The following is a 26,261-nucleotide window of genomic DNA, read 5'->3' as shown; positions in this document are numbered from 1 at the left end:
CCCCCCCCCCCCCCCCCCCGGCCGCGGCGCGGCCCCGCTGTGTTGGGCCCCCGGCGGGGCGGGCGGGGGGCGGGGGGCGGGTCGACCTGCGCGGCCGCCGCCTCCAGGTGATCGTCAAGCTCGCGACCATCCACCTCACCCCGGAGAAGCCCGAGTACGCGGGCGGCGCGTGGCATGTCGAGGGGATGCTGAACGAGCGGATCGTCTCGACGGCCATCCACTACTGGGACAGCGAGAACATCACCGAGAGCCGGCTGGGCTTCCGCACGGCGCTCGACGATCCGGAGTACGAGCAGAACGACGACGACGGCGTCCGCGAGGTATACGGCCTGCAGGACGAGGACGCGCTCAACCAGGTCCTCGGCTCGGCGGCTACCCCCGCCGGCCGCTCCCTGGCCTTCCCCAACGTCCTCCAGCACCGCGTCGGGTCCTTCCGCCTCGCGGACCCCGACCGGCCGGGGCACCGCAAGATCCTCGCCCTGTTCCTCGTGGACCCGTCGGCGGACGTCGTCTCCACCTCCGACGTCCCGCCCCAGCAGCCGTGGTCCGCGACCTCGACCATGACGCCGGAGCAGGCGAAGGAGTACCGCGAACACCTCATGCGGGAGCGGAAGTTCTTCGTCGACGAGCACAACGAGCAGCTCTTCGAGCGGGAGTTCTCGCTCTGCGAGCACTGACGGTCCCCGGCCGGGCGGGAACCACGAGGATCACACCGCGGCGCACTGCCCCGCGCGCGGTCCGCGGACCTCGTTCTCCCGCCCGTCGGTGACCGGGGCCGGGACGTTCGCGGCGCAGGCCACCGGTCCGTCGACCTCGTTGGCGGAGAGCAGGACGCCGCCGGTGTTGCCGGTCAGGGAGAGGGGCCCGGTGACGGTGTTGGCCGTGCAGCCGGGGCCGCCGATGCGGACGGGCCCGGTGCTGCGGTCGACGGACACCGGGCCGTCGAGCCGCGACCCGCAGACGTGGAGCGCGGCGGCGCGGTCGGCCCGGAGCGGGCCGCGCAGGGTGGAGCCGGTCAGGACGAGGGACGCGCCGGCGCGGACGGTGACGGGGCCGCGGAGCTCGGCCCCGTCGGCGCAGGTGACGCCGCCGGTGACGGTCAGCGGGCCGTTGCGGGCGCCGGTGACGGTGGTCGTGCAGGTGGGGACGGGCAGCACGCGGGCCTTGTACTCGAGTGCTTCGGCGATCTTGCCCGGCTTGGCGTCCGTGATCGGCCTGGACAGCTTGCCGAACTCGCCGCCTGTCTCCTTCTTGCCGCCGTTCCACTCCGCGATCCGCCCGAGCTGGGCGGCGGTCCGCCCGTCCACGACCGCGTCCGGGGGCAGCGCGGCCATCGCCTTCGAGGCGCCCTTGACCAGGTCGAGGTACGGGCCGGGGGCGGTCAGATCGTACGCGCCGGTGTCGTACCGCTCGCGCAGCCAGGTCCCCCAGGAGAACTCCAGGAACTCCGTCGCGCCGTCCGGGACCTCGTAGCCGATGTCCCGCGTGAAGTACACGAGGCTGCGGTAGGGGTCGTCGCGGAAGTGGCTGATGCCGAGGCGGTCCGGCAGTTGCGCGACGTCCAGCGGCCGGCCGTCCTCGTCCTTCAGCCACACCTTGCGCTCGGCCGCCATGCGCTGCCAGAACGCGTCGGTGGACAGGGAGCTGAGGTTGTCGGTGACGCGGAGGCGGATCGGCAGCCGGGTGGAGCCGTCCGGGCCTTCCAGGAAGGAGGTCAGGGTGTGGTGCCCGTCGGTGAGGAACAGCTTCCCGCCGGGGCCGACGACGGCCGTCTTCATCGGGGCGATCGACTCCGGGGTCTCCTCGCCCAGCGGGACGGTGCAGGAGAAGCTCGCCGGGTCGGCGAGCGTGGCGGCCGGACCGGCCGACGCGGCCTCACCCTGGCCGTTGGTCTCGCACCAGTCGTCGAAGCGCTTGTTGACGTCGCCCGCGGCCTCGTCCCGGCCGCTGCCGTAGCGGCCGAGCTTGTAGAAGACCTGGTCGAAGCCGAGGACGGCCTGGGTCGGGTGCAGTTCGCCGAGCGTCACGTCGATCAGGTCGCCCGGCTGCGCGCACACCCGCGGCTGCGGTGCGCCGCCCGTGCACGCCGCCCCGCCCGGCGCCGCGGCGGCGGTCCCCGTGCCCACCGAGACGACCACCGTCCCGGCCGCCAGCACGCCGGCCGCCGCCCGTATCCCCCGCCGCGTGTTCGATCCGTTCATGAACGCCCCTCCCAGGCCGTGCTTCCGCTCCCGCGATCTTCCGAGGGGGACGGTGACAGGGCCGGGCGAAGGCCGCACCGACGCCGGGTGAACGGCGGGTGTCAGCCGTGGAGGTTCAGGACGCCGTCTCGGCGGCACACTCCACGAAGGCGCGCAGCGCACCTGACTCGTTCGTCTCCAGCCACACCGGCGCCCAGTCGACGGGCGGGGCGTCGGCGACAGGGACGTAGGACACGTCCGGGCGGGGGTAGAAGCGCGCGGCGTGTTCGCCGACGGGGAAGACCCCCTGACCGGAGGCGACGAGGGTGAGGATCTCCGCAAAGGTGCTGCCCTGCGGGCCGCGCCGCACCGGCCGCCCCGCAGGTGTCTCGGCCGGTACGCGGTGCAGCCGGGACTCCTCCGGCATGGTGTCCGGCAAGCGGACGACGGGGTGGTCGCCGTACACCTCCCGGGTCACGGACCTCCGGCCGGCGAGGGGGTGGCGGGGCGGGACGGCGAGCAGCTGCGGCTCGGACAGGAGCACGGGGCCGACGCGCACGCCGCGCACCGGCAGCACCGTGATCAGGACGTCCACCTCGCCGGCGAGGAGCCGGGGCACGCCGTCGTGCACCTGCGCCTCGTGGATGCGCACCTCGCACCCGGGGTGCCGGCCGCCGAAGAGCGCGGCGGCCTTCAGCAGCTGCTGGCCGGCGGCCGCTCCCACGAAGGCGACCCGGAGCGTGCCGCGTGGACTGCGCCCGGATTCCATGGCGTTGCGCACCGCGTCCTCGATGCCGCGGACGTGGGGGGCGAGGTCGCGCACGAGCCGGGCGCCGATCGAGGTGAGGGCGACCGAGCGGCTGCTGCGGACGAACAGGGCTGCGCCCACACGCCGTTCGAGGCTCTTGACGACGCGGCTCACCTGGCTCGGCGCGAGGTGCAGCCGCTCGGCGGTCCGGCCGAAGTGGAGCTCCTCGGCGAGGGTCAGGACGACCTCCCACTCGGTGCGTTCCAGCACGCTGACCTCCGTCGTTGCCGTGGGCGCAAGGATCGTAGCCGCATCCGTCCTTGTCGGCGTCGGGCGGGCCCTGAAAGGTGGAACCCGAAGGACCGGCGGCCACACAGGTGCGAACCGCCGGGAGCACAGGAAGAGAGCGACATGCAGCGCAGAATCGTGGCAGGGCTTTTCGTGTCCGCCGACGGCGTCGTGGGCACGCCGGAGCACTGGACCTTCTCCCACATGACCGACGAGGTCGGCGCCGTGATCGGCGGCCTCGTCGCCGAGGCGGACACCATGCTCCTCGGCCGCGCCACCTACGAGGAGTTCGCCGGGTACTGGTCGACGCAGACCGGACCGATGGCCGACGCGTTCAACGGGATGCACAAGCTCGTCGCCTCGCGCACCCTCGCCTCCGCGGACTGGAACAACAGCGAGGTAATCGACGGGGATCTCGTGCGGCGGCTCACCGAGCTGAAGGACACCCCGGGGAGGAACGTCAACATCTCCGGCAGCATCTCGGTGGTCCGGGCCCTCCTCGACGCGGAGCTCCTCGACGACCTGCACCTGATGGTGTTCCCCGTCGTCCTGGGCGGTGGGCAGCGGCTCTTCCCCGACGAGGGCAAGCGCGTGGAGCTGACCCTCGCCGGCACCCGGGCCTTCGACTCCGGTGTCGTCCACCTGCACTACCGGACCGGCTCCGCGGCCTGAGTCGTGCGGTGATCCGGTCCGCGCAGGCGCGGGCACCGGAACGCGAGCGTCCGCAACACCCCTGTCCATAAGGTGGGTGGGAAGCACGGCCGAGGCGGCGGAGCGGTCGGGGGCAGCCGCCGCACACGGCGCCCGGTCGTGACGGCCCTGCCGTGGACGACCGTACCTCCGGAGGCTCCGTGACCCACGCGCTCGGCATCGATCTCAGCTGCTCCATACGGTCGGCGGCGATCCGGGAACTCGACCCGCTCGCCGCCGACAGGGCCTGTGCCGAGCTGCGCCGGCAGAACGCCGCGGCCGACGTCCCGGCCCTCGTGGCCGCACTGCGCTCCCTCGTCCCCGCCCCGGACGACGTCGCCGGGCTGTCGCCCGAGGCGTGCGTAGCCGCGATGCGGGATCTGGGCATGAGGGGCGCCTCGTGACGGGCGCGGGGCCGCCGCGGGGTTCGACCTCTGCCTGCACCTGCTGCGCCGGGAGCACGGGGCCGCGATGGCCAACGCCGTCGCCCGGGACGTGGTGCTGCCCTCCCACCGCGACGGCGGGCAGGCCCAGTACCTGGCCGCGCCCGCTCCCGCGGACTGCGCCGACGACCGCCTCGCCGAGGTCCTCGCCTGGGCCCGGGCCCATCTGCACCGACCGCTGCCGGTGGCGGAACTGGCACGGCGCGCCCTGATGAGCAACCGCTCCTTCGCCTGCCGCTTCGCCGCCGCGACGGGCACCACCCCGCACGCCTGGCTGCGCAGTCTGCGGCTGAGCCGCGCGGAGGAACTCCTGGAGACGACGGACCTGCCGGTCGAGGAGATCGCCCACCGCGTCGGGTACGGCAGCGCGGCCGTCCTGCGCGAGCAGTTCGTCCGCCGCCGCGGGGTGCCGCCGCGCACCTACCGTCGCGCCTTCACGAACACGCCCTGACGGGGCGGGCGGGGTGCACCGCGGCGCCGCCGGGAGCGCGCCGCGCGGGCCGGGCCGTTTGCGCTGTCGCACTCAGCGGCCATACTGGGCGGGCTCCGATCCGCCCACGAAACGACGTCATGGCCAAGAAACGCATCACCCCGACCACCGTCCCCGACACCGCGTGGCTGGGGCGGGGGCGCCACACCGGGCCCGAGCCCGAGCAGGACGTCCGGCGCAATCTGATCGCCCTCAAGGCGGCCGGGGTGCTCGAGGACTTCCTGGACCTCGACCCGGTCGACGCGGCCCGCTCCACCCCGCTGCACCCGCGGGACGGCTCCTGCGACGCCGGTCCGTCCGCCCGCCGCGTCTTCGAGGCGCGCTGGCGCACCACCGGGGACGTCACCGTGCGCGCCCAGCTGACCACGTACGACGCCGAGGCTCGCCGCGGCCGGGAGCAGGGCGGCGTCCTCTGGGTGCTCGCGGCGGAGTCGGAGCGGGTCTGGGACGTGTCCGGTCCCTCGCCGCTGACCATGTTCTGGCCGGACAGCGAGCAGGTCGCCTGGGACGGCGACGCGGTGCCGGGCGTGCGCCTGCGGTCGGTGAACGACCTCCCGAGGGACGACGACGAGCTGCGGCAGCGCCTGCGGGACTGCACCCGCGACAGCTGGTCCGTCCACCTCGTCGTGCACGAGGCGATGACCCCCGGTCCGCGCGGGCGCCGGCCCGTCGCCGAGTTCCTGCCGCCCGGGCTGCGGCACCGGATCGTCGAGCACCGCGCCGCGCCGGAGCAGGCGCAGATCGCCGACTTCGCGCTGAAGCGGGAACTGGGTGTGCGGCTGCCGCGGGGCGGCGCGGTCGTCCTGCCGCCCGACCACCAGGACCTGCCGGCCGATGTCGAGCGGCTCACGGTGCGGAACGTGTTCCTGGACGGCTCGGAGCCGGTGGAGCTGCTCCACCGCGTGAGTGAGTTCGCCGGCCTCCTGCGCACCCTGCCCGCCGACGCCGAGCAGGCCCTGACCCGGCTGCGCGGGGGCTGGCGCCTGCTCACCCCCGACGAGGAGCTGGCCCACGCCAAGGCCATGGTGACCCGGTACGCCGAGGAGCTGGAGGCCATGACCCGCTCCCGCGACCTCTACCAGGAGGCGGCGGAGGCGGCCCGCGACGCGCTGGCCGAGCACTCCGCCCTCCGCGACGCCCCTTGGCCGCCGGCCCCGCGCACGTCCGCCACCGAGAGCACCTCACCCCTGAGCGGCATCACCAAGGTGTTCGGCCGCTTCCGCGAGCCCAACTCCTGACCCGGCCGGCGCCCCGCGGGGCTCGGTCCGGGTCTCGACGCCCTCCTCGTCGGCGCTCAGGTCCCGTCGTCGCCGCGTGGCTCGGTGCGGTGGTCGAAGTACGCCCAGGCGAAGACCGCGAGCAGCGCCACGGCGCCGACGACGGGGATCTGCACCGCGGCGGGTGCGCTCCGGGTGAGGAGCGTGGCGAGTCCCGTCGCGAACGCGCCCGCGAGCATCACCATACGGCCGGCGAAGTACTGCCCCGGATCGAAGCCCTCGCGCTCGGAGAACAAGCCGTCGACCGCGTCCTTGGCGGGCCGCGCGGCCCCCTTGCGTTTCTTCGACCGGTACTCCAGGCCGAAGCCCATCAGCAGGTAGAGCGCGAGGATCGCACCGATCACCGCCCAGTCGGCCGGGTCGTCCGTGCTGCCGCGTGCGAGTGACTCCGTGAGCATCGGGCTCATCCAGGACCCCCTGTCGGTTCAGGGGCCGGATACCCGGAGGGTCGCGTGGGAAGCGCGTTCCGGCCGGTCAGGATGTGGACGGCGGGCTTCCGCGGCCGGCGCGACGCGGCACGTCGAACCCGTGAGCCCCACCGGCTGCGCGGAGGCGGGCCGGTGGGTCGGGCGCCTACGCGGACTCGCTGTCGAACTTCGCCGTGGCCCACCGGTACCCCAGCACGGCGAGGCCGAGGGACCAGGCGATGCTCAGCCACCCGTTGTTCCCGATCTCCGTGCCGAGCAGCAGACCGCGCAGGGTCTCGATGGCCGGGGTGAACGGCTGGTACTCGGCGATCGGCCGGAACCAGCCGGGCATGGTGTCGACGGGGATGAACGCGCTGGAGATCAGCGGCAGCAGGATCAACGGCATGGCGGTGTTGCTCGCGGCCTCCGCGTTCGGGCTGACCAGCCCCATGCCGACCGCGATCCACGTCAGCCCCAGCGCGAAGAGGACGAGCAGCCCGAGCGCGGCGAGCCATTCGAGGACGGTGGCGTCGGCGGACCGGAAGCCGATGGCGACGGCGACCGCGCCGACGAGGACCACACTCGCCACGGACTGCAGGACGCTGCCGAGGACGTGGCCGACGATGACCGAGCCGCGGTGGATCGCCATGGTGCGGAAGCGGGCGATGATGCCCTCGTTCATGTCCGTCGCCACGGAGACCGCGGTGCCGATGACCGTCGAGCCGATCGTCATCAGCAGGATGCCGGGGACGATGTACGCGATGTAGTCCGAGCGGTCGGTCCCGCCGATGCCCGCGCTCATCACGTCGCCGAAGAGGTAGACGAACAGCAGCAGGAGCATCACCGGGGTGAGCAGCAGGTTCAGGGTCAGGGAGGGGTAGCGGCGGGCGTGGAGCAGGTTGCGCCGCAGCATGGTGCGGGAGTCGCGCACGGCCAGGGTCAGGGTGCTCATCGGACGGTCTCCTCGGTGGAGTCGGCTCGGGTGGTGGCGGGGGCGCCGGTGAGGGCGAAGAAGACGTCGTCGAGGTCGGGGGTGTGGACGGTGAGCTCGTCGGCCTCGATGCCGGCGGCGTCCAACCCGTCCAGCAGCGAGCGCAGTTCGCGCTGGCTGCCGTCGCTGGGCAGGGTCACGGCGAGTGCCTCGTCGTCGTGGGCGCCGGGGAGCACGGCGGCGGCCGCCCGGTAGGCGGCCGGGTCGGTGAAGCCCAGCCGGACGTGCCCGCCCGGGACGAGGCGCTTGAGCTCCTCCGCGGTGCCCTGCGCGGCGAGTCTGCCGTCGTGGAGCACGGCGATGCGGTCGGCGAGCTGGTCGGCCTCCTCCAGGTACTGGGTGGTGAGGAAGACGGTGACGCCTCCGGCGACCAGTTCGCGGACGATCTGCCACATGGTGTGCCGCGACCGGGGGTCGAGCCCGGTCGTGGGCTCGTCGAGGAAGATGATCCGGGGGTCGCCGACCAGCGTCATCGCGATGTCCAGGCGGCGCTTCATGCCCCCGGAGTACGTCGACGCCGGCCGGTCCGCCGCGTCCGTGAGGTCGAAGCGCTCCAGGAGGGCGGCCGTCACCCGGCGGCCCTCGGCCTTGGGCAGGCGGTGCAGGTCGGCCATCAGGAGCATGTTCTCCTCGCCGGTGATCAGACCGTCCACGGCGGAGAACTGGCCGGTGACGCCGATCGCCGCGCGGACCTGCTGCGCCTGCGAGGCGAGGTCGTGCCCGGCGACCTGTGCCTGCCCGCCGTCCGCCGCGACGAGTGTGGAGAGGATCTTCACGGCGGTGGTCTTGCCCGCGCCGTTCGGGCCGAGGAGCGCGAACACGGTCCCCGCGGGGATGTGCAGGTCGATGCCGTCCAGGACGACCTTGTCCCCGTAGGACTTGCGCAGACCGGTGGCGGAGACGGCCGCCGGCGACCGCGCACCGACGTCCACCGAAGGCGTGTACATGACAGATGAGGACATGGCGTGCTCCCGTTCGGGGTGAGGTGACTGGATCAGGGACTGGTGGGGCGGGACGTGTCAGGCGCCGGCGGGCGGCACCCACTCCACGAGCTGGACGACCACGCCGTTGGGGTCGGTGAGCTGCACCACCCACTCGCCCCAGGGCTCCTGGCGCAGCGGCACGGTGATGCGGGCGCGCTCCCGCCGCAGCCGCTCGTGCTCGGCGGCGAGGTCGGTGACCGTGAAGGACACCGCCACCTCCGCGGGACCGGACGCCTCGGGCCGCTCCGGGTGCGGGCCGGGGGCGCCGCGCAGCACGACGAGATCGGCGGCCGCGTCGTCGCGCGAGAGGTGGATCACGCCCTCGGCGACCAGGACCTCCCGGAACCCCAGGTGCCCGGTGAAGAACCGGCTCGACGCGGCCGGGTCGCCGACGGACAGCAACACCGCCGATCCGATGACGTTCATGTGCTGGACTCCTCCCCTGCCGGCCGGCTGCCGTCGCGGACCAGCATCGGCGCTGCCCAGGGGGGTGATCAACGGACTATCCTGCAACGGTTCTTAACGCACGGGTTCACGAAGCGGGGGGCGGGGTCGTGGAGCTTCGGGAGATCGAGATCTTCCTGACGCTGGCGGAGGAGCTGCACTTCGGCCGGACGGCGGAACGGCTGCACGTCACGCCGGCCCGGGTCAGCCAGGCCATCAAGAAGCAGGAGCGCGCCATCGGCGCCGAGCTGTTCAAGCGGACCAGTCGCACCGTGCAACTGACGCCCATCGGGGCGGAGTTGCGCGACGGCCTGGCCCGGGGCCACCGGCAGATCAAGGAGGCGCTCGCGGCGGCGGCCGCCGCCGGGCAGGGGATCACCGGGGAGCTCTCGGTCGCCTACTCCGCGCCCTGGTGCGGGTCGCTGGTCATGGCGGCCGCGGACGTCTTCCGCGAGCGCCATCCGCACTGCGTGATCCACCTCCACGACTCGCAGCTGAACGACTTCCTGGGGCCGCTGCGCGAGAGCCGCGACCTCCAGATGAGCGAGCTGCCCATCGACGAGCCGGACATCGTCAGCGGGCCGGTCCTCTTCACCGAGCCCCGCGCCCTCGTCGTCCCCGCCGGCCACGCGCTGGCCGGACGGGACACCGTCTCCCTGGAGGACCTCGCGACCGTTCCGCTGGTCACCATCGACGGGCAGCCGCGGTACTTCCTCGACCTGCACTACCCGCACCGCACGCCGCGCGGCCGGCTCGTCCCGCGCGGCCCGACCGCCTCCTCCTGGCAGGAGGTGCTCGCCCTGGTCGGCGCGGGCAAGGGCGCCTCCCCCACCTGCGCCCGCGCGGCGCGGTACTACTCCCGCCCCGACATCGCCTTCGTCCCCTTCAGCGACGCCCCACCCGTGGAGTACGGCCTCCTGTGGTCGGCCACCCGGAACACCCCGCGCCTCCGCGCGTTCGTCGGCACCGTCCTCGAGACGGCGGCCGCCGGCTCCGCGGCCTGAACCCCGCGCACGCGCTGGGCATGGCGTGGATCACAGGAACCCCGCCCGGCCGGCGGAGAGGTACGCAGTGTGAAGGAAGACGAAGACGATCTGCGCAGACGGCTGAGGGCCGGGGAGCGCGCCGCGTTCGCCGAGCTGTACGACCGGTGGGCCAGGCCCGTGTACCAGCACGCCCTGTGGCTGACCGGCGACTGGTCGACGGCCGAGGACATCATGTCGGAGACGTTCCTGGCGGCATGGCGGGGGCGGGAGCGGCTGGACGCCGAAGGGGGTTCGCTGCGGCCCTGGCTGCTCGGCATCGCCACCCACAGGGCGGAGAACGCCCGGCGCGGCGTACGGCGACGGATCGCCTTCCTGGCCCGCCGGCGGGAGCCCGAGGCGGTCGCGGACTTCGCCCCCGAGGTCGCCGCCCGCGTCGACGACGCACGTCGACTCGAAGCCGTCCAGGAGTCGCTCGGACGGCTGCGGCGCCACGAGCGCGAGGTGCTGGTGCTGTGCGTCTGGTCGGGTCTGGACTACCAGCAGGCCGCCGAGGCCCTCGGCGTCCCCGTCGGGACGGTGCGCTCGCGGCTCTCCAGGGCGCGGGCGAGGCTCGCCCGCCTCGCCGACGAGGCGCAGCGCCGGCAGGCGGCACGCACGACCGTGGAACCGCGCACCGGCCGCGGAGAGATGACTGACGGGGCCGCACTCGCGGCCCTGCCCGCGAGGGGGGAGACGGCATGAACGACCAGCTCGCGCACCGGACGGACGCCGGCACCGGGGCGGACCACCGCCCCGGCGACGTCGCGGACATCGCCCGGCTGCTGCCGGCCCCGGCCCGCCAGGACCTCTCCCGCGCGCGGTACCTCCGTCACAAGGAACAGCTGTTGCGTCACATCGACCACGACACGGTCGCCGCCCGCCCGCTCCCCGCCCGACGCCTGCTGCGCCCCGCCCTCCTGGTGCCCGTGTCGGCGTTCGCGCTCGGCGCGGTTCTCGTCACGGGCGTCGTCGTCGCGGGCGGGGACGCGCGGCCCGCCGCCACGACGGCCCGGCAGCACGAACCCGCCGGCACCGCGTCCGCCGCGGTGCTCCTCGACCGGATCTCCCTCGCCGCCGGCCGCGGGGACGTGCTCCAGGTGGAGGACGAACAGTTCGTCTACACCCGGACCAAGGGCACGGGCGCGGATCTGACCAGCGGCAAGGCGGTCGTCGGCCCGCTGCAGGAGACCGAGTCCTGGATCGCGCAGGAGCCCGGACCGCTCCGCCGCCTCGGCATCACCCGGACGGACGGGCAGACCCTCCCCCTCAACGCCGAGCTGGGCGACACCGAGGGCACACCGGCCGGTCTGAGCCGTCCGACCTACGACTGGCTGGCTTCGCTGCCCACCGATCCCGCCGAGCTGCTGGCGTATCTCTACGCCCACACACCGGAGTTCGAGGGCCAGGAGCGCGATCAAGCGGTGTTCGACCGGATCGGGTCCCTGGTCGGGACGGTCATGCCGCCCCGGACGGCCGCGGCGCTGTACCGGGCGGCGGCGAGGATCCCCGGTGTGGAGAAGGCCCCGTCCGCCCGGGACGCCATCGGCCGCACCGGCGTGGGGATCTCCCGTGACGACACGACCTTCGGCAGCCGGACGGAATGGGTCTTCGACCGGCAGGACCTGGCCTTCCTCGGCTCCCGCAGCTACCTGGTCAGGGAGACGCCCTACGGCAAGCCCGGAACCCTCCTCTCCAGCAACGCCGTGATCGGCCACGGCGTCGTCGACCGGGCGGGCCTGACACCCCCGGACCCGCACCGCAACTGACGGAGCCGCCCGGGTCCGGTCCGCTACGGCGGATCGCCGCCGAACCGGGCACGTCCCCCGTCCGCCGGGGGTCAGGACGTGCCCGCCCGGTCCTGACCTCCCGAGCGGCGGCCGCGTCAGTTGGCGGGGGGCCGTGGGCCCGGGTCCCGTTCCTGGTGGCCGGGGTTGAGGGGCGGCGCGGTGACGGCGCAGTGCGTGCGGCACGCGGGGCGTGCGGCGGGTGTCCTCGGGTCGCGGGCCGTGCGGAGCAGGGTGAAGGAGAGGGCGGCCGCCGCGGCGAGGAGCAGCGCGCACCACAGGAGGGCGCGGGTGAACGCGGCGTCGAAGTCGCCGGGGTCCCGGTAGGTGTCGGGACGCATCCCGGTGAGGAGCGGGAGGGCTGCGACGGCGATCAGCCCGGCGGCCCGCGCGACGGCGTTGTTGACGCCGCTGGCGATGCCGGCGCGGTCCTGCGCGACGGACCCGAGGACGGTGGCGGTGAGCGGGGCGACCAGCGCGACCATGCCGAGGCCCAGGGCGACCAGACCGGGCAGCACGTCGGTGAGGTAGTCGGCGTCCCGGCCGGTGCGCCGCACGAGCAGCATCCCGGCCGCCGCGAGGAGGCACCCGGTGGTCAGGGGGAGCCGAGGCCCGATGCGTTCGCCGAGAGCGGCCGAGCGGCCGGACAGCAGGAGCATCAGCAGCGTCGTCGGCAGCAGGGCGGTGCCGGCCGCCAGGGCGGTGTACCCGGAGACGAGCTGCAGATGCAGGGCGATCAGGAAGAAGAAGCCGCCGAAGGCCGCGTAGACGAGGAGGGTGACGACGTTGACGGACGTGAACACCCGGGAGGAGAACACGTCCAGGGGCAGCATCGGCGCCCGGTGGCGCCGCTCGGTGAGCACGAAGAGGACCCCCGCGGCCAGGCCGAGGACACCGGTGGGCCAGTCCTCGGAGATCAGCGCGTAGGTGAACAGGGCGAGGGTCAGCGCCCCGAGAGCGGCCCCCGCGACGTCGAAGCCCTCGTGCCTCCCGGCTGCCCGGCTCTCGGGGACGTGCCGCAGGGCCACGGGAACGCAGATCGCCGCCAGCGGCAGGTTGAGGAGGAACACCCACCGCCACCCGGGACCGTCCACGAGCCAGCCCCCGAGGAACGGGCCGACCGCGGCGCCGACGCCGCCGAGTCCCGACCAGATCCCCACCGCGCGGGCCCGGTCGTCGGGGTGGAAGCCGGCCTGGATCAGCGCCAGCGAGCCCGGCGTGAGCAGCGCACCCCCGACCCCCTGGAGCGCCCGTGCCGCGACGAGGACCTCCGCGTCGGGCGCCAGCCCGCAGAGCAGCGAGGCGAGCGCGAACCAGACGGTGCCGACGACGAAGATCCTGCGCCGCCCGAACCGGTCGCTGAGCGCGCCGCCCAGCAGGATGAACGCGGAGAGGGTGAGCAGGTACGCGTTCGACGTCCACTGCAGCACGCCGAAATCCGCGTCGAACTCGTCCCCGATGTGCGGCAGCGCGACATTGACCACGGTCGAGTCCAGGAGCGCCATCGCCGAGCCGAGGACGGACGAGAGCAGGATCCACCGCCCGGTCGCCGACGCGATCCGCACCGCTCCGGGTGCCGGCTGTGTCATCGACGCCCCTTCAGCCCAGGAAACTCAGCCGCACCTGCCGGTCCGGGTTGTCCTTGTTGGTGTCGACCAGGCACACCGACTGCCAGGTGCCCAGGGCGAGTTCGCCGTTCACGACCGGAAGGGTGGCGTGCGGGGGGACGAGGGCGGGGAGGACGTGGTCGCGGCCGTGGCCGGGGGTGCCGTGGCGGTGCTGCCAGCGGTTGTCGGCGGGGAGGAGCGTGTGGAGCGCGGCGATGAGGTCGTCGTCGCTGCCGGCGCCGGTCTCGATGACGGCGATGCCCGCGGTGGCGTGCGGGGTGAAGACGTTGAGGAGGCCGTCGCGGCCGCCGGCGGCCTCGCGCAGGAAGGCGGCGCAGTCGGCGGTCAGGTCGTGGACGGTCTCCTCCGTCCCGGTCGTGACGTGCAGGACGCGGCTGTTGAAGGTGTCGCTCATGACTCCATACTCGCTGACGGGACGCGTGGGACGGGTCGTCGCGGGGCGAGTGTGTACGTCGTGTTTCGCCTGCCCGTTCATGTCTTGACCGGGCGTCGGCCACCTGGCTACTTTCTGCCGCATGTCGCGTCCCGTCCTGCTCACCACGCGCGGTCACATCGACCTGCTGCGGGTGGCCTCCGCCGCCTGTCGCCGCGGTCGCTGACGCCTTCTTCCGCTCGCTCTCCCCTCCCCCGCCCCGCCTGACGGCGCGCGCTCCGCCGCGCGCGTCGGGCCGCGGCGGCCCTTCCGCCATCCCTGGAGCCATTCGTGGGCATCAGCCACGCACCGCCCGACATATCCCCTGTATCGAGCAAAGACGGGGCGGCGAATCCCTCGGACCCGGCTGCCGTCCCCGCGCCCCCGCTAAAGGCGCTGACCTCCTCCGCCACCCGCCGCACCCGCGTCCCGCGCTGGCTGCGCCGTACGACGGGGCCGGTCCTGCTGGTGGTCGTGTGGCAGGTCCTCAGTGCGACGGGGGTGCTCACCCCGGACGTCCTCGCCTCCCCCGGGACCATCGCCCGGGTGGCCGGCGACCTGATCGCCGACGGTTCGCTTCCGTCGGCGATGGGGGTGTCGCTGCAGCGGGTGGCGGCCGGGCTGCTCCTCGGACTGCTCGTCGGCACCACGCTGGCGCTGGTGTCGGGGCTGTTCCGGATCGGCGAGGACCTGGTCGACGCGAGCGTGCAGATGCTGCGGACGGTGCCGTTCGTCGGGCTGATCCCGCTGTTCATCATCTGGTTCGGGATCGGCGAGGCGCCGAAGGTCGCCATCATCACCCTGGGCGTCTCCTTCCCCCTCTACCTGAACGTGTACGCGGGCATCCGCGGCGTCGACGCCCAGCTCATCGAGGCCGGGCAGTCGCTCGGCCTGTCGCGCTGGGGGCTGGTGCGGCACGTGGTGCTGCCGGGGGCGCTGCCCGGCGCGATGACCGGCCTGCGGTACTCGCTCGGCATCGCCTGGCTCGCGCTGGTCTTCGCGGAGCAGGTCAACGCGGACGCGGGCATCGGCTTCCTGATGGTCCAGGCGCGCGACTTCCTGCGCACCGACGTGATCGTCGTCTGCCTGATCGTCTACGCGTTCCTCGGCCTGCTCGCCGACTTCATCGTCCGCCTCCTGGAAAGGCTGCTGCTGCAATGGCGACCGACGTTCACGGGTCAGTGACCCGGCCGGCCGACGCTCCCACCGGTCCCGCGGAAAGTCGGGGCGCCGCCGTGCACGTCAGCGGGCTCAGCCGTTCCTTCGACGGCCGGCGCGTCATCGACGGGCTCGAACTGACCGTACGGCCGGGCGAGTTCGTGGCCCTGCTGGGTCGCAGCGGCTGCGGCAAGTCCACCCTGCTGCGGGTCCTCGCGGGGCTCGACCGGGAGATCGAGGGCACCGTGCTCGTGCCGCACCGCAAGGCGGTGGCGTTCCAGGCGCCCCGGCTGATGCCGTGGAAGCGGGTGTGGCGCAACGTGCTGCTCGGCCTGCCCGGACGGCCCGACCGGGCGCTCGCCGAGAAGGCGCTGGAGGAGGTCGGTCTCGCCGCGCACGCCGGCGACTGGCCCAAGACCCTGTCCGGCGGCGAGGCCCAACGCGCTTCACTGGCGCGGGCGTTGGTCCGCGAGCCGGACCTGCTGCTGCTCGACGAGCCGTTCGGCGCGCTGGACGCGCTGACCCGGATCAAGGCGCAACGGTTGGTGGGCGAGTTGTGGCAGCGCCGCGGATGCGCGGTGCTGCTCGTCACCCACGACGTGGAGGAGGCGGTCCTGCTCGCCGACCGCGTCCTGGTGATGGACGGCGGCGTGATCGCGTACGAGACCGAGGTCGGTCTCGACCGGCCGCGCGACATCACCGACCCTCGCTTCGCCGAACTGCGGGCCCGGCTGCTCGACCGGCTGGGCGTCGAGCCGGCGGCCCACGCCGCGGACCGGCTGGGCGTCGGATCCGCCGACCACGCCGCCTCCCGCGCCGCCGACCGGCTCGACGCCGAGCCCGCGGCGCACCCCTCATGAGACCCCCCGCACACCGCACCACCCTCACCTCAGGCCTCTCCGAACGGATCACCATGCGCACGCGTCGCCGTACCCTCGCCCCCGCTCTCCTCCTCCCGCTGGCCCTGCTCGTCTCGGCCTGCTCCGGCTCCTCCTCCGCCGACGACTCCTCGGGCGGCCTCGGCGACAGCACCGACGGCAAGGGCGAGCTGACCCTGAACGTCGGCGACCAGAAGGGCGGCGCCGAGGCCGTGCTGCGGGCCGCGGGCGAACTGGACGACCTCGACTACAAGATCAAGTGGTCGACGTTCACCTCCGGCCCGCCCCTCCTGGAGGCGATCAACGCCAAGGCCGTCGACCTCGGCTCGGTCGGCAACACCCCGCCGGTCTTCGCGGCCGGCGCCGGTTCGAAGATCACCGTGGTCGCCGCCTCGCACGGCGACTCGGCGGGCGAGGCGGTCCTCGTTCCCGTCGACTCGCCGCTGAAGAAGCCCGAGCAGCTCAAGGGCAGGTCGGTCGCGGTCGCCCAGGGCAGCTCCGCGCACTACCAGCTGGTCGCCGCGCTGAAGAAGGCCGGGCTGACCCTGGACGACATCAAGGTGAGCTACCTCCAGCCCGCCGACGCGCTCGCGGCGTTCACCAGCGGCAAGGTCGACGCCTGGGCGGTCTGGGACCCCTACACCTCGCAGATCCTCGGCTCGAAGAAGGGCCGGGTGCTCACCGACGGCAACGGCTCGGTGAACGGGCTCAGCTTCCAGGTGGCCGCGCCCGGCGCGCTGGCCGACAAGGAGAAGTCCGCCGCGATCAAGGACATCCTCGAGCGGCTGCGCCGGGCCCAGGACTGGGTCTTCGAACACCCGGAGGAGTGGGCGAAGGCGTGGGCGAAGGAGACCGGCCTGCCCTACGAGGTCGCGCTCGCCTCGGTGAAGCGCACGAACGGCACCCGCGTCTCGGTCGCCATCGACGAGAACGTGATCACGTCCGAGCAGGCCATCGCCGACACCTTCACCGAGCTGAAGCTGATCCCCAAGAAGATCGACTTCGCGCAGTACGTCGACGACCGCTTCAACGGCGACCTGCCGCCCTCCACCACCGAGCCCCGCAGCTACGGGAAGTCCTCCTGATGACCGTCCACCTGCACTGGTTCCTGCCCACCGGCGGGGACGGCCGGACGCTGGTCGACCGGCACGCCTACACCGACGGCGGCATCAAGCGCTCCCGGATCACCCCGGCCGGCGGCGTGCGCGCCCCCGACATCGACTACCTCGTCCAGATCGCCAAGGCCGCCGAGCAGCTCGGCTTCGAGGCGGTGCTCACCCCGACCGGCACCTGGTGCGAGGACGCCTGGCTGACGACGGTCGCGCTCGCCCAGCACACCGAGCGGCTGAAGTTCCTGGTCGCCTTCCGGCCCGGGGTGATCTCCCCGACGCTCGCGGCCCAGATGGCGTCGACGTACCAGCGCATCACGCGCGGACGGCTGCTCCTGAACGTGGTCACCGGCGGCGACTCGACCGAGCAGAAGCGCTTCGGCGACCACCTCGACCACGACCAGCGCTACGCCCGCACGGACGAGTTCCTGTCCGTGGTGCGCGGGGTGTGGAGCGGGCAGCCTTACGACTTCGCCGGCGAGCACTACCGGATCGACGGCGGGCTGACCGCGCTGCCGCCCGACCCGCTGCCGCAGGTCTTCTTCGGCGGCTCGTCCGCGGCGGCGGGCCCGGTCGCGGCCCGGCACGCGGACGTGTACCTGACCTGGGGCGAACCTCCGGCGCAGGTCAAGGAGAAGATCGACTGGATCCGGCAGCTGGCCGAGGAGCAGGGCCGCGAGGTGCGCTTCGGCATCCGGTTGCACACCATCTCCCGCGACTCCGCGGGGGACGCCTGGGCGACCGCTGACCGGCTGCTCGACGACCTCGGCCCCGAGACCGTCGCCGCGGCGCAGGAGGCACTCGGCCGCAGCGAGTCCGTCGGCCAGCAGCGGATGCTGGCACTGCACGGCGGCTCGCGGGACCGGCTGGAGATCTCGCCCAACCTGTGGGCCGGGGTCGGGCTGGTCCGCGGCGGGGCGGGGACGGCGCTCGTGGGGAGCCATGGCGACGTCGCCGACCGGATCGAGGAGTACCACGCACTCGGTATCGACCACTTCGTGCTGTCCGGTTATCCGCATCTGGAGGAGGCGTACTGGTTCGGCGAGGGGGTGATCCCGGAGCTGGCCCGGCGCGGCCTGGTCCCGCCGGTCCCCGGGGCCCGGGTGTTCGCCGGCGGGGGTCGCTGATCCGGCATCCGGCGACCGGGCGGGGCGGGAAGACCTGGCCGCCCCGCCCGGTTGGTAGAAACATGAACTACACCGAGGTGGACGTGGTCGTGATCGGCGCCGGCCAGGCCGGCCTGGCCGCCGCCCACCACCTGCGGCGGACGGGCCTCGCCCCCGACCGGGACTTCGTGGTCCTCGACCACGCGCCCCGGCCCGGGGGCGCCTGGCAGTTCCGCTGGCCGTCGCTGACGTACGGCAAGGTGCACGGCATGCACGCCCTGCCCGGCATGGAGCTGATCGGCGCGGACCCCGACCGGCCGTCCTCGGAGGTGATCGGCGCCTACTTCGCCGACTACGAGGCCCGTTTCGACCTCAGGGTGCGGCGGCCGGTGGACGTGCGCGCGGTGCGCGACGACGGGGCGCGGCTGCTGGTGGAGACCTCGGCCGGCGGGTGGTCGGCGCGCGCCCTGATCAACGCCACCGGCACCTGGGACCGGCCCTTCTGGCCGCGCTACCCCGGACAGGAGACCTTCCGGGGGCGGCAGCTGCACACCGCGCAGTACCCGGGGCCCGAGGCGTTCGCGGGGCTGCGGGTGGTCGTGGTCGGCGGTGGTGCGTCGGGCACCCAGCACCTGCTCGAGCTCACGCCCTTCGCCGCGGCGACCGCCTGGGTCACCCGGCGGCCGCCCGTCTTCCGGGAGGGTCCCTTCGGCGAGGTGGAGGGGCGGGCCGCCGTCGCGCTGGTCGAGGAGCGGGTCCGGCGCGGCCTGCCGCCGCGGAGCGTGGTGTCGGTGACCGGGCTGCCGCTGAACGACGCGATCCGGCAGGGCTTGGCCGACGGCACGCTGGAGCGCCGGCCGATGTTCGAGCGGATCACTCCCACCGGTGTGGTCTTCGGCGACGGCACCTCGTTCGACGCCGACGTCGTCCTGTGGGCCACCGGCTTCCGGCCTGCGGTGGACCACCTGGCCCCGCTGCGGCTGCGCGAGCCGGGCGGCGGCATCCGGCTGGAGGGGACGCGCGCGGCGCGCGACCCGCGGGTCCACCTGGTCGGCTACGGACCCTCCGCGAGCACCGTCGGCGCCAACCGTGCCGGAAGGGCGGCCGTACGCGAGATCCGGTCGCTCCTGGCGCTCGATCCGGTGCGGGTCTGAGTGTCGGGCCGACCGCCGCCGACGCCGCTCACGCCGCCGGCCGGGGCGCACGCAGGCACCGGTCCCGCGGCCCTCAGGACGGGGTCGGGGCGGGCTGGAGCTCGGCGTCCCTGCGGACGAGGTGCGCGTACTTCCCGTCCAGGGCCATCAGGTGTTCGTGCGTCCCCCGTTCGGCGACTCGGCCTCCGTCCAGGACGATGATCTGGTCCGCGTCGCGGACGGTGGAGAGGCGGTGGGCGATGGTGATCGTCGTGCGGCCCTCGGACAGGGCGTCGATGGCCTGCTGCACGGCGTGCTCGGTCCGGGTGTCCAGCGCGCTCGTCGCCTCGTCGAGGATGAGGACCGGCGGGTCGCGCAGGATGGTGCGGGCGATCGCGAGCCGCTGCTTCTCGCCGCCGGAGAACCGGTACCCGCGCTCGCCGACCAGCGTGTCGTAGCCGTCGGGCAGGGCGGCGATGTGGTCGTGGATCTGGGCCGCGCGGGCGGCGGCGTGCAGTTCCTCGTCGGTGGCGTCGGGCTTGGCGAACCGCAGGTTGTCGGCGACCGAGGCGTGGAAGAGGTAGGTCTCCTGCGAGACCACGCCGACCGCGCGGGCGAGGGAGTCGAAGTCCAGTTCGCGGACGTCGGTGCCGTCGAGCGTGACCCGGCCGCCGGTGACGTCGTAGAGGCGGGGCACCAGGTAGCTGAGGGTGCTCTTGCCGGAGCCGGTGGGGCCGACCACGGCCAGGCTGGTGCCGGCGGGGACCGTCACGTCGATCCCGTCCAGGGTCAGCGCGGCGTCGGCGTCGTCCGGGTCGTAGGCGAAGTCGACGTCCCGGAAGCGGACCTCGCCGCGGACCCGGTCCAGGTGGACCGGCCGCTCGGGTTCGGTGATGTCGACGGGGAGGTCGAGGTACTCGAAGATCCGCTGGAAGAGGGCGAGCGAGGCCTGGATCTGCACGCCCGTCGACAGGAGGCTGACGGTCGGCCGGAAGAGGCCCTGCTGCAGCGTGACGAAGGCGACCAGGGTGCCGATGGAGACGGTCGAGCCGTTGAACTGCAGGGCGAGACCGGCCGCCCAGTAGATGACCGCGGGCATGGCGGCCATGACGATGCCGATCACGGACATACGCCAGCGGCCGGCCATGCTGGAGCGGACCTCGAGGTCGACCAGCCGCTCGGACTCCTGGGTGAAGCCGTGGGTGAGGGAGTCGGCGCGGCCCATGGTGCGGCCGAGCAGGATGCCGCTGACCGAGAGCGACTCGGTGACGGTGGCGGCCATCGAGGCCATCTGCTTCTGGCGCAGGGTGGTGATCCGCTTGCGTTCGTCGCCCACCCGGCGGCTGATCCAGACGAAGAACGGCAGCAGGAGCAGCGACACCAGGGTGAGCCGCCAGTCCAGGGCGAGCATCGCCACGACGGAGGCGATGACGCTGGTGAGGTTGGAGACGAGGGAGGTGGCCGTCGAGGTGACGGTGGCCTGCATGCCGCCGATGTCGTTGGCGATGCGGGACTGCACCTCGCCGGTGCGGGTCCGGGTGAAGAAGGCCAGCGGCATCCGCTGGAGCTGAGCGTAGACGGCGGTGCGCAGGTCGTGCATGACGCGCTGGCCGACCGTCGTGGAGATGAGGGTCTGCAGCACTCCGAAGACGCTGGTGACGACGGCCGTGACGATCATGCCGAGCGCCAGCAGGCTCAGCAGACCGGTGCGGCCCTGCGGGATGGCGACGTCGAGGATCTCGCGCAGAAGGAACGGCGAGGCGACGGTGACGAGGGACGAGGCGCAGACCAGCAGGCCCACGAGGGCGAGGCGGCCGCGGTAGGGACGGAAGAGCCGGACGATCCGCCGCACCGGCGCGGGCTGGTCCGAGTCGCGGGGCGGTGGGGTCCAGGTGACGGTGTCGGGGCGCATGGGCTCCTTCGGGCAGGTGAGCAGGGTCCGGGGGCACGGTTGTCATCGGATTCGGGTCGACGGGCCCCGTTGGATTCGAGGCTCCGGTGGATTCGGAAGCTCTCCATCGCGAGCATAGCTCATTGTTACCTATACTCACAATGCACAGGGTCCTGATAATGTTCCCGCATGGACCACCCCGATTCCGACGGACTCCTGGCCGAGCAGCTGCTGCGGCTCACCCGCAGGCTGCACCGCGCGCAGAAGCGCCGTCTGGAGCCGCTCGGCATCACCCCCGCCCAGTCCCGGCTGCTGCGCGCCGTCGCCCAGTACGACACCCCGCCGCGCATGGCCGACGTGGCCGCCCGCCTGGAGGTCGTCCCCCGCGCGGTCACCACCCTGGTCGACGGTCTGGAGGCCGCCGAGCGGATACGCCGGGTGCCCGATCCGGCCAATCGGCGGGTGATCCGCCTCGAACTGACCGACGGCGGCCGCGACACCCTGCGGGCGCTGCGCGACGCACGCCGCGGGGCGGCCGAGGAGATCCTGGCCCCGCTGGACGCGGCTCAGCGCGAAGTCCTGGGCGGCCTGCTGACCTCGCTGGTGAACGGCACCGACCTGCGCTGCTGACGACGGCGAGGGACCCCCGGGCGGCGAGCCGCGGCGGCTCGGGCCCCCACCCTCGCCCTCAGCGCCCTCGGTCCGCGGCCAGATGCGCCCGGTCTCCCATCACGACCCTCGGGTGCTTCGCCGGGTCGAGCGTCCGCAGCAGGTGTTCCATGCCGGCCTTCGGCAGACTGACGCAGGCCGAGGTGCCGCTGCCGTGGTCCATGTGCAACCAGATGCTGCCGCCCTTGCCCTGCCCCTGCGGGCGGGTGGGGTCGGCCGGCGAGGTCCCCCGCACCCGGTTGTAGTCGATGGCGACGACGAGGTCGAAGTCGTGCCAGTACGGCCTCTTCCAGTACCGCGGCGCGGCGAAGGAGGCCGACCGCGTGTACGGGAGCCCGGCCCGGGGGTCGCCGTCGGGGTCGGGGAGGACTCCGCCCGCGTCCGACAGCGTGAAGACGCCGACCGGGCTGCGCTTGTCGTTCTCCCGGTGGGCCGTCGTCCAGCCCTTCCTGCCGTTGTGGCCGGACCAGCCGCGCTCACGCGACCAGGTCCGGCCGTCCCTCGTCCAGAGTTCGACGGTGGAGTCCGCGGAGTCGACCCCGGCCCCGCGCACGACGACGAGCTGACGGCTGTCGGCAGGGATCCGCTTCCACCACCGGTCGCCGACCCCGGGGACGCGGGTGCGGTCGGCTGCGGGCGACGGGGCGGCCGCCGCGGGGCTCCTGTCCGTGCTGCCGCCGCTCCCGGACGCGCCGCAGGAGGTCAGAAGCACCGCAAGGAACGCGGTGGCGACAGCCGGCCGCCACCCTCCGCACAACGTCGTCATGGACTCCATGCTGTCACCGCCCCCAGGGCGCCGACGTGGCGGGTTCCCTCCCCCGGAGCGGAAAACCGGTTGCCGGGCCCGGCGGAAAAGGGCGAACCTTTCACGGTTTGCCGAGCCGATCCGAGCCTGGGACATCATGCAGATCAAAGACCTTCCGTTTCCCGATCCGGGCGTTCCCGACGTCCGCTCGGGGCCCCGATTCCTGATCTGGCTGGGCCGCATGCAGCTCGGCGGCCAGCTCAGATCACTGGGCTGGGGGCTGCTGCACATGTGCGGCGTCGCCGGTCTGCCCGTCGCGGCCGGGATCGCCGTGCAGGCCGCGGTGGACCGGGACGGCGGCGGGATCGCGCGCGCGGGCGGACTCATCGCCGTGCTCGCGCTCGCGATCGCGGGCGGCGACATGATGCTGCACCGCACCGCCGTGACCAACTGGATCACCGCCGCGGCCCGCATCCAGCAGCTCCTCGCCCGCAAGACCGCCGAGCTGGGCTCGGCGCTGACCCGCCGGGTGGCCGCGGGTGAGGTCGTCGCGGTGTCCACCGGTGACGTCGAGAAGATCGGCTGGTTCGTCGAGGCGCTCTCCCGCTTCGCCGCGGCGGCGCTCGCGCTGGTCCTGATCTGCGTGGGTCTCGTCGTGTACCAGCCCGAGCTCGGCGTCGTCGTCGCGATCGGCGTACCCGCCCTCGCTCTCGGGGTGATCCCGCTGCTCCCGCGCGCGACCCAGCGCGCGGACGTCCAGCGCGAGAAGGCGGGCAAGGCCACAGAGCTGGCCTCCGACACCGTTGCCGGGCTGCGGGTGCTGCGCGGCATCGGCGGCGAGGAGCTGTTCCTCACCCGCTACCGGCAGGCCTCGCAGGAGGTCCGGAAGGCCGCCGTCCGCAGCGCGCGGATGTGGGCGCTGATCGCGGCCGTCCAGGTCGTGCTCCCCGGAGTGCTGCTGATCGTGGTCGTCGCCCACGGCGTGAACCTGGCGGAACAGGGCCGGATCACCGTCGGCGAACTGGTCACCGCCTACAGCGCCGTCACCCTGATGCTGTACCCGCTGCGGCACTTCGAGGAGATCGCGATGGCGTACTCCTTCTCCCGGCCCTCGGCCCAGCGCGCCGCCCGGGTGCTGTCGCTGCAGCGCTCGGAGTTCGACGCCGAGCGGGGGTCGCTGGAGGCCGCCGCGCCCACCGGCGACCTCTACGACCCGGCCACCGGCCTCCTCGCCCCGGCCGGCCGGCTGACCGCCGTGGTCTGCGGCGACCCGGACGTCGCCGGGCGCCTGGCCGAACGACTTGGCGGCCACGCCGCGCTGGAGGGCGAGATGCCGTCGGTCCTGCTCGGCGGCGTCGCCCTGGACGACCTTCCGCTGGACGCGGCGCGTACGGCCGTCCTCGTCCAGGACAAGGACCCGGTGCTGCTCTCCGGCACCCTCAGCGAGCTGCTCGACGTCCCGGCCTCGGGCGCGGTGCCCGCCGCGGAGGCGTTGGCCGCCGCGCAGTGCGATGACGTCCTCGACGCACTCGCCCAGGCGTCCGTGGACACCGACGGCGACCCGATGCGGACCCGGATCACCGAGCGGGGCCGGTCCCTCTCGGGCGGCCAGCGCCAGCGGCTGGCGCTGGCCCGCTCGCTGGTCACCGACCCGGAGGTGCTCGTCCTGGACGAGCCGACGTCCGCCGTCGACTCGCACACCGAGGCGCGGATCGCGGACGGCGTGGCCGCGCTGCGGCGCGGCCGCACGACCGTGGTCCTCACCTCCTCGCCGCTGCTCCTCGACCGCGCCGAGCGCGTCGTGTTCGTGCACGACGGCGAGGTGGCGGCGGTGGGAGTGCACCGCGAACTGATCCACAGCGACGCCGGCTACCGGGCCGTCGTCACCCGCGAGACCGAACCCGAGCAGGCCGCACGCGCCGCGCTCGCCACCGTCGAGGAGAGCGCATGATCACCGTGGCGCCGCCGGAGTACGATCCGGCGGCCCCCCAGACCGCGACCACCCTGCCCGTGGGCACTCCGGCCACCGTGCGCTCGTACGTGTCCGCACTGCTGCGGCGGCACCGCCGGGCCTTCACCCTCCTGATCGTCGTCAACACGGTCGCCGTGGTGGCGTCGATGGCGGGTCCCGCACTGCTGGGCTCCCTGGTGGAGGACGTGTCCGAGGGGGCGAAGGACCTCGACCTGACGCAGGGCCTGCTGGTCTTCGCCGGGGCACTGGCCGTGCAGACCGTCTTCATCCGCCTGGTGCGGCTGCGGGGGGCGATGCTGGGCGAGGAGATGCTCGCGGACCTGCGCGAGGACTTCCTCGTCCGCTCGGTGGGCCTGCCCCCGGGCGTCCTGGAGCGGGCCGGGACCGGAGACCTGCTCTCGCGGATCACCACCGACGTGGACCGGCTGGCGAACGCGATGCGGGAGGCCGTTCCACAGCTCGTCGTGGGCGTGGTGTGGGTGGCGCTGCTGCTCGGCGCGCTCACCGTGACCGCTCCCCCGCTGGCCCTCGCCGTCCTGGTGGCGGTGCCGCTGCTGGTGGCCGGCTGCCGCTGGTACTTCCGGCGGGCGCCCGCCGCCTACCGTTCGGAGGCCGCGGGCTACGCGGCGGTCGCCGCGGCGCTGACGGAGACCGTCGACGCCGGCCGGACGATCGAAGCCCACCGCCTCGGCGCCCGGCGGGTGGCGATGTCCGACCGGCGGGTCGAGGAGTGGACGGCCTGGGAGCGGTACACGCTGTTCCTGCGCTCGGTGCTGTTCCCTGTCATCAGCACCACGCACACCCTGGTGTTCGCGTCGGTGCTGATGTTCGGCGGCTGGTTCGTCCTGGAGGGCTGGATCAGCGTCGGCCAGCTGACGACCGGGGCGCTGCTCTCCCAGATGCTGGTGGAGCCGGTGGGCATCATCCTGCGCTGGTACGACGAGCTGCAGGTGGCGCAGGTGTCGCTGGCGCGTCTCGTCGGGGTCCGGGACATCGAGCCGGAGGCCGGGAACGCGGAGCTCGCTCCGGCCGGGCGCGAGGTGCGCGCCGACGACGTCCGGTTCGGCTACCGCGAGGGCGTCGACGTGCTGCACGAGGTGTCCCTCGCCGTCGGTCCCGGCACCCGGCTCGCGCTGGTCGGCCCCTCGGGGGCCGGCAAGTCGACCCTCGGCCGGCTGCTCGCGGGCATCTACGCCCCGCGCACCGGTGCGGTGACGCTGGGCGGGGCGCAGCTGGCCGACATGCCGGCCGAGCGGGTGCGCGAGCACGTGGCGCTGGTCAACCAGGAGCACCACGTCTTCGTGGGTTCGCTGCGCGACAACCTGCTGCTCGCGCGGACGGGCGCCGACGACGCCGAGCTGTGGGAGGCGCTGAGGGCGGTGGACGCGGACGGCTGGGCGCGTGCGCTCGGCGAGGGCCTGGACACCGAGGTCAGCTCGGGCGGTCACGCGCTCACCCCGGCCCAGGCGCAGCAGATCGCGCTCGCCCGGCTGGTGCTGGCGGACCCGCACACCCTGGTCCTCGACGAGGCGACGTCGCTGCTCGACCCGCGGGCGGCGCGCCACCTGGAGCGCTCGCTGGCGGGGGTCCTGGAGGGACGCACCGTGATCGCCATCGCGCATCGGCTGCACACCGCGCACGACGCCGACCTCATCGCGGTGGTCGAGGACGGCCGGATCACCGAGCTGGGCAGCCACGACCAGCTGGTCGAGGCGGACGGGGCCTACGCGGACCTGTGGCGGTCCTGGCACGGCTGAGCGGCGCTTCTCCCCCGGCAGAGTCGGCTCGGGCCGTCCGCACAGGTGCGGAC

General features: G+C 73.7%; 27 protein-coding genes. 17 read left to right on the top strand and 10 right to left on the bottom strand.

What is annotated here, in order from left to right; genetic code table 11:
- On the top strand, nucleotides 1-677 hold a 677-nt coding region (locus ACFWEG_RS19050; protein ID WP_387216491.1), incomplete at its 5' end, for a DUF4246 family protein.
- Nucleotides 678-707: 30 nt separating this feature from the next.
- On the opposite strand, the gene ACFWEG_RS19045 is transcribed toward ACFWEG_RS19050, so the two are convergent.
- Entirely contained in the window at nucleotides 708-2,201 is a 1,494-nt protein-coding gene (locus ACFWEG_RS19045; RefSeq protein WP_387216489.1) for a ParB/Srx family N-terminal domain-containing protein, read from the bottom strand.
- A gap of 115 nt (nucleotides 2,202-2,316) precedes the next feature.
- The gene (locus ACFWEG_RS19040) at nucleotides 2,317-3,198 is read right to left on the bottom strand and encodes a LysR family transcriptional regulator (protein ID WP_387216487.1); all 882 of its coding nucleotides are present in this window, start codon (nucleotides 3,196-3,198) and stop codon (nucleotides 2,317-2,319) included.
- A gap of 141 nt (nucleotides 3,199-3,339) precedes the next feature.
- Between ACFWEG_RS19040 and ACFWEG_RS19035 the strand changes: the two genes are divergently transcribed.
- The 4 genes from ACFWEG_RS19035 (at nucleotide 3,340) to ACFWEG_RS19020 (ending at nucleotide 6,077) form a co-directional block, all read left to right on the top strand.
- A complete protein-coding gene (locus ACFWEG_RS19035; RefSeq protein ID WP_387216485.1) occupies nucleotides 3,340-3,888 on the top strand; it encodes a dihydrofolate reductase family protein in 549 nt (182 codons plus the stop codon).
- A 179-nt stretch (nucleotides 3,889-4,067) separates the two neighbouring features.
- Nucleotides 4,068-4,310 carry a hypothetical protein gene (locus ACFWEG_RS19030; protein ID WP_387216483.1) on the top strand — a complete coding sequence of 81 codons (243 nt, stop codon included), beginning with the start codon at nucleotides 4,068-4,070 and terminating at the stop codon, nucleotides 4,308-4,310.
- Nucleotides 4,311-4,377: 67 nt separating this feature from the next.
- Nucleotides 4,378-4,800: a GlxA family transcriptional regulator gene (locus ACFWEG_RS19025; protein WP_387216481.1), complete on the top strand. Its 423-nt coding sequence runs from the start codon at nucleotides 4,378-4,380 to the stop codon at nucleotides 4,798-4,800.
- A 119-nt stretch (nucleotides 4,801-4,919) separates the two neighbouring features.
- Nucleotides 4,920-6,077: a hypothetical protein gene (locus ACFWEG_RS19020; protein ID WP_387216479.1), complete on the top strand. Its 1,158-nt coding sequence runs from the start codon at nucleotides 4,920-4,922 to the stop codon at nucleotides 6,075-6,077.
- A 56-nt stretch (nucleotides 6,078-6,133) separates the two neighbouring features.
- Here the strand turns inward: ACFWEG_RS19020 and ACFWEG_RS19015 are convergent, their stop codons facing one another.
- From ACFWEG_RS19015 to ACFWEG_RS19000, 4 genes are all read right to left on the bottom strand, one after another.
- On the bottom strand, nucleotides 6,134-6,523 hold the full coding sequence (locus ACFWEG_RS19015) for a hypothetical protein (RefSeq protein ID WP_387216477.1): 390 nt from the start codon (nucleotides 6,521-6,523) through the stop codon (nucleotides 6,134-6,136).
- A gap of 166 nt (nucleotides 6,524-6,689) precedes the next feature.
- Nucleotides 6,690-7,475: an ABC transporter permease gene (locus tag ACFWEG_RS19010; protein ID WP_387216475.1), complete on the bottom strand. Its 786-nt coding sequence runs from the start codon at nucleotides 7,473-7,475 to the stop codon at nucleotides 6,690-6,692.
- On the bottom strand, nucleotides 7,472-8,476 hold the full coding sequence (locus tag ACFWEG_RS19005; RefSeq protein ID WP_387216473.1) for an ATP-binding cassette domain-containing protein: 1,005 nt from the start codon (nucleotides 8,474-8,476) through the stop codon (nucleotides 7,472-7,474). Before ACFWEG_RS19005 ends, ACFWEG_RS19010 begins: the two co-directional genes overlap by 4 nt.
- 57 nt (nucleotides 8,477-8,533) lie before the next feature.
- Nucleotides 8,534-8,923 carry a VOC family protein gene (locus ACFWEG_RS19000; protein ID WP_387216471.1) on the bottom strand — a complete coding sequence of 130 codons (390 nt, stop codon included), beginning with the start codon at nucleotides 8,921-8,923 and terminating at the stop codon, nucleotides 8,534-8,536.
- A gap of 128 nt (nucleotides 8,924-9,051) precedes the next feature.
- Between ACFWEG_RS19000 and ACFWEG_RS18995 the strand changes: the two genes are divergently transcribed.
- The 3 genes from ACFWEG_RS18995 (at nucleotide 9,052) to ACFWEG_RS18985 (ending at nucleotide 11,732) form a co-directional block, all read left to right on the top strand.
- Entirely contained in the window at nucleotides 9,052-9,945 is an 894-nt protein-coding gene (locus ACFWEG_RS18995) for a LysR family transcriptional regulator (protein WP_387216469.1), read from the top strand.
- 90 nt (nucleotides 9,946-10,035) lie between these two features.
- Nucleotides 10,036-10,668 carry an RNA polymerase sigma factor gene (locus ACFWEG_RS18990; RefSeq protein WP_387216497.1) on the top strand — a complete coding sequence of 211 codons (633 nt, stop codon included), beginning with the start codon at nucleotides 10,036-10,038 and terminating at the stop codon, nucleotides 10,666-10,668.
- On the top strand, nucleotides 10,665-11,732 hold the full coding sequence (locus ACFWEG_RS18985) for a CU044_5270 family protein (RefSeq protein ID WP_387216467.1): 1,068 nt from the start codon (nucleotides 10,665-10,667) through the stop codon (nucleotides 11,730-11,732). The genes ACFWEG_RS18990 and ACFWEG_RS18985 overlap by 4 nt, the downstream gene beginning before the upstream one ends.
- Nucleotides 11,733-11,848: 116 nt before the next feature.
- Here ACFWEG_RS18985 and ACFWEG_RS18980 read toward each other — a convergent pair whose 3' ends face one another.
- Entirely contained in the window at nucleotides 11,849-13,339 is a 1,491-nt protein-coding gene (locus tag ACFWEG_RS18980) for an MFS transporter (RefSeq protein ID WP_387216465.1), read from the bottom strand.
- Between the two features lie 10 nt (nucleotides 13,340-13,349).
- The gene (locus tag ACFWEG_RS18975) at nucleotides 13,350-13,772 is read right to left on the bottom strand and encodes a secondary thiamine-phosphate synthase enzyme YjbQ (protein WP_387216464.1); all 423 of its coding nucleotides are present in this window, start codon (nucleotides 13,770-13,772) and stop codon (nucleotides 13,350-13,352) included.
- 121 nt (nucleotides 13,773-13,893) lie between these two features.
- On the opposite strand from ACFWEG_RS18975, the gene ACFWEG_RS18970 reads away from it, so the two are divergent.
- The 6 genes from ACFWEG_RS18970 (at nucleotide 13,894) to ACFWEG_RS18945 (ending at nucleotide 19,195) form a co-directional block, all read left to right on the top strand.
- Nucleotides 13,894-13,977, top strand: a complete 84-nt coding sequence (locus ACFWEG_RS18970) for a putative leader peptide (protein WP_387216495.1) — start codon at nucleotides 13,894-13,896, stop codon at nucleotides 13,975-13,977.
- A 104-nt stretch (nucleotides 13,978-14,081) separates the two neighbouring features.
- Nucleotides 14,082-14,975, top strand: coding sequence for an ABC transporter permease (locus tag ACFWEG_RS18965; protein WP_387216462.1), 894 nt, complete (start codon nucleotides 14,082-14,084; stop codon nucleotides 14,973-14,975).
- Nucleotides 14,948-15,808, top strand: coding sequence for an ABC transporter ATP-binding protein (locus ACFWEG_RS18960; RefSeq protein WP_387216461.1), 861 nt, complete (start codon nucleotides 14,948-14,950; stop codon nucleotides 15,806-15,808). Before ACFWEG_RS18965 ends, ACFWEG_RS18960 begins: the two co-directional genes overlap by 28 nt.
- A 53-nt stretch (nucleotides 15,809-15,861) precedes the next feature.
- Complete coding sequence (locus ACFWEG_RS18955) at nucleotides 15,862-16,911, top strand: ABC transporter substrate-binding protein (protein WP_387216493.1); 1,050 nt, start codon at nucleotides 15,862-15,864, stop codon at nucleotides 16,909-16,911.
- Nucleotides 16,911-18,062 carry an LLM class flavin-dependent oxidoreductase gene (locus tag ACFWEG_RS18950; RefSeq protein ID WP_387216459.1) on the top strand — a complete coding sequence of 384 codons (1,152 nt, stop codon included), beginning with the start codon at nucleotides 16,911-16,913 and terminating at the stop codon, nucleotides 18,060-18,062. Before ACFWEG_RS18955 ends, ACFWEG_RS18950 begins: the two co-directional genes overlap by 1 nt.
- 62 nt (nucleotides 18,063-18,124) lie before the next feature.
- On the top strand, nucleotides 18,125-19,195 hold the full coding sequence (locus tag ACFWEG_RS18945) for an NAD(P)-binding domain-containing protein (protein ID WP_387216457.1): 1,071 nt from the start codon (nucleotides 18,125-18,127) through the stop codon (nucleotides 19,193-19,195).
- Nucleotides 19,196-19,268: 73 nt separating this feature from the next.
- On the opposite strand, the gene ACFWEG_RS18940 is transcribed toward ACFWEG_RS18945, so the two are convergent.
- Nucleotides 19,269-21,086, bottom strand: a complete 1,818-nt coding sequence (locus ACFWEG_RS18940) for an ABC transporter ATP-binding protein (protein ID WP_387216455.1) — start codon at nucleotides 21,084-21,086, stop codon at nucleotides 19,269-19,271.
- Nucleotides 21,087-21,254: 168 nt separating this feature from the next.
- On the opposite strand from ACFWEG_RS18940, the gene ACFWEG_RS18935 reads away from it, so the two are divergent.
- Complete coding sequence (locus tag ACFWEG_RS18935) at nucleotides 21,255-21,695, top strand: MarR family winged helix-turn-helix transcriptional regulator (protein ID WP_387216453.1); 441 nt, start codon at nucleotides 21,255-21,257, stop codon at nucleotides 21,693-21,695.
- A gap of 58 nt (nucleotides 21,696-21,753) precedes the next feature.
- Here the strand turns inward: ACFWEG_RS18935 and ACFWEG_RS18930 are convergent, their stop codons facing one another.
- Complete coding sequence (locus ACFWEG_RS18930; protein WP_387216451.1) at nucleotides 21,754-22,500, bottom strand: hypothetical protein; 747 nt, start codon at nucleotides 22,498-22,500, stop codon at nucleotides 21,754-21,756.
- 136 nt (nucleotides 22,501-22,636) lie between these two features.
- Between ACFWEG_RS18930 and ACFWEG_RS18925 the strand changes: the two genes are divergently transcribed.
- Entirely contained in the window at nucleotides 22,637-24,430 is a 1,794-nt protein-coding gene (locus ACFWEG_RS18925; RefSeq protein ID WP_387216449.1) for an ABC transporter transmembrane domain-containing protein, read from the top strand.
- Nucleotides 24,427-26,208 (top strand): ABC transporter ATP-binding protein, encoded by a 1,782-nt coding sequence (locus ACFWEG_RS18920; RefSeq protein ID WP_387216447.1) that lies wholly within the window; start codon nucleotides 24,427-24,429, stop codon nucleotides 26,206-26,208. Before ACFWEG_RS18925 ends, ACFWEG_RS18920 begins: the two co-directional genes overlap by 4 nt.
- Nucleotides 26,209-26,261: the final 53 nt, after the last annotated feature.

The sequence above is a fragment of the Streptomyces sp. NPDC060194 genome (assembly GCF_042728285.1).
Lineage (GTDB): Bacteria > Actinomycetota > Actinomycetes > Streptomycetales > Streptomycetaceae > Streptomyces.
Note: the sequence above shows the minus strand (reverse complement) of the source record. Positions and strands in the feature narration are given on the sequence as shown.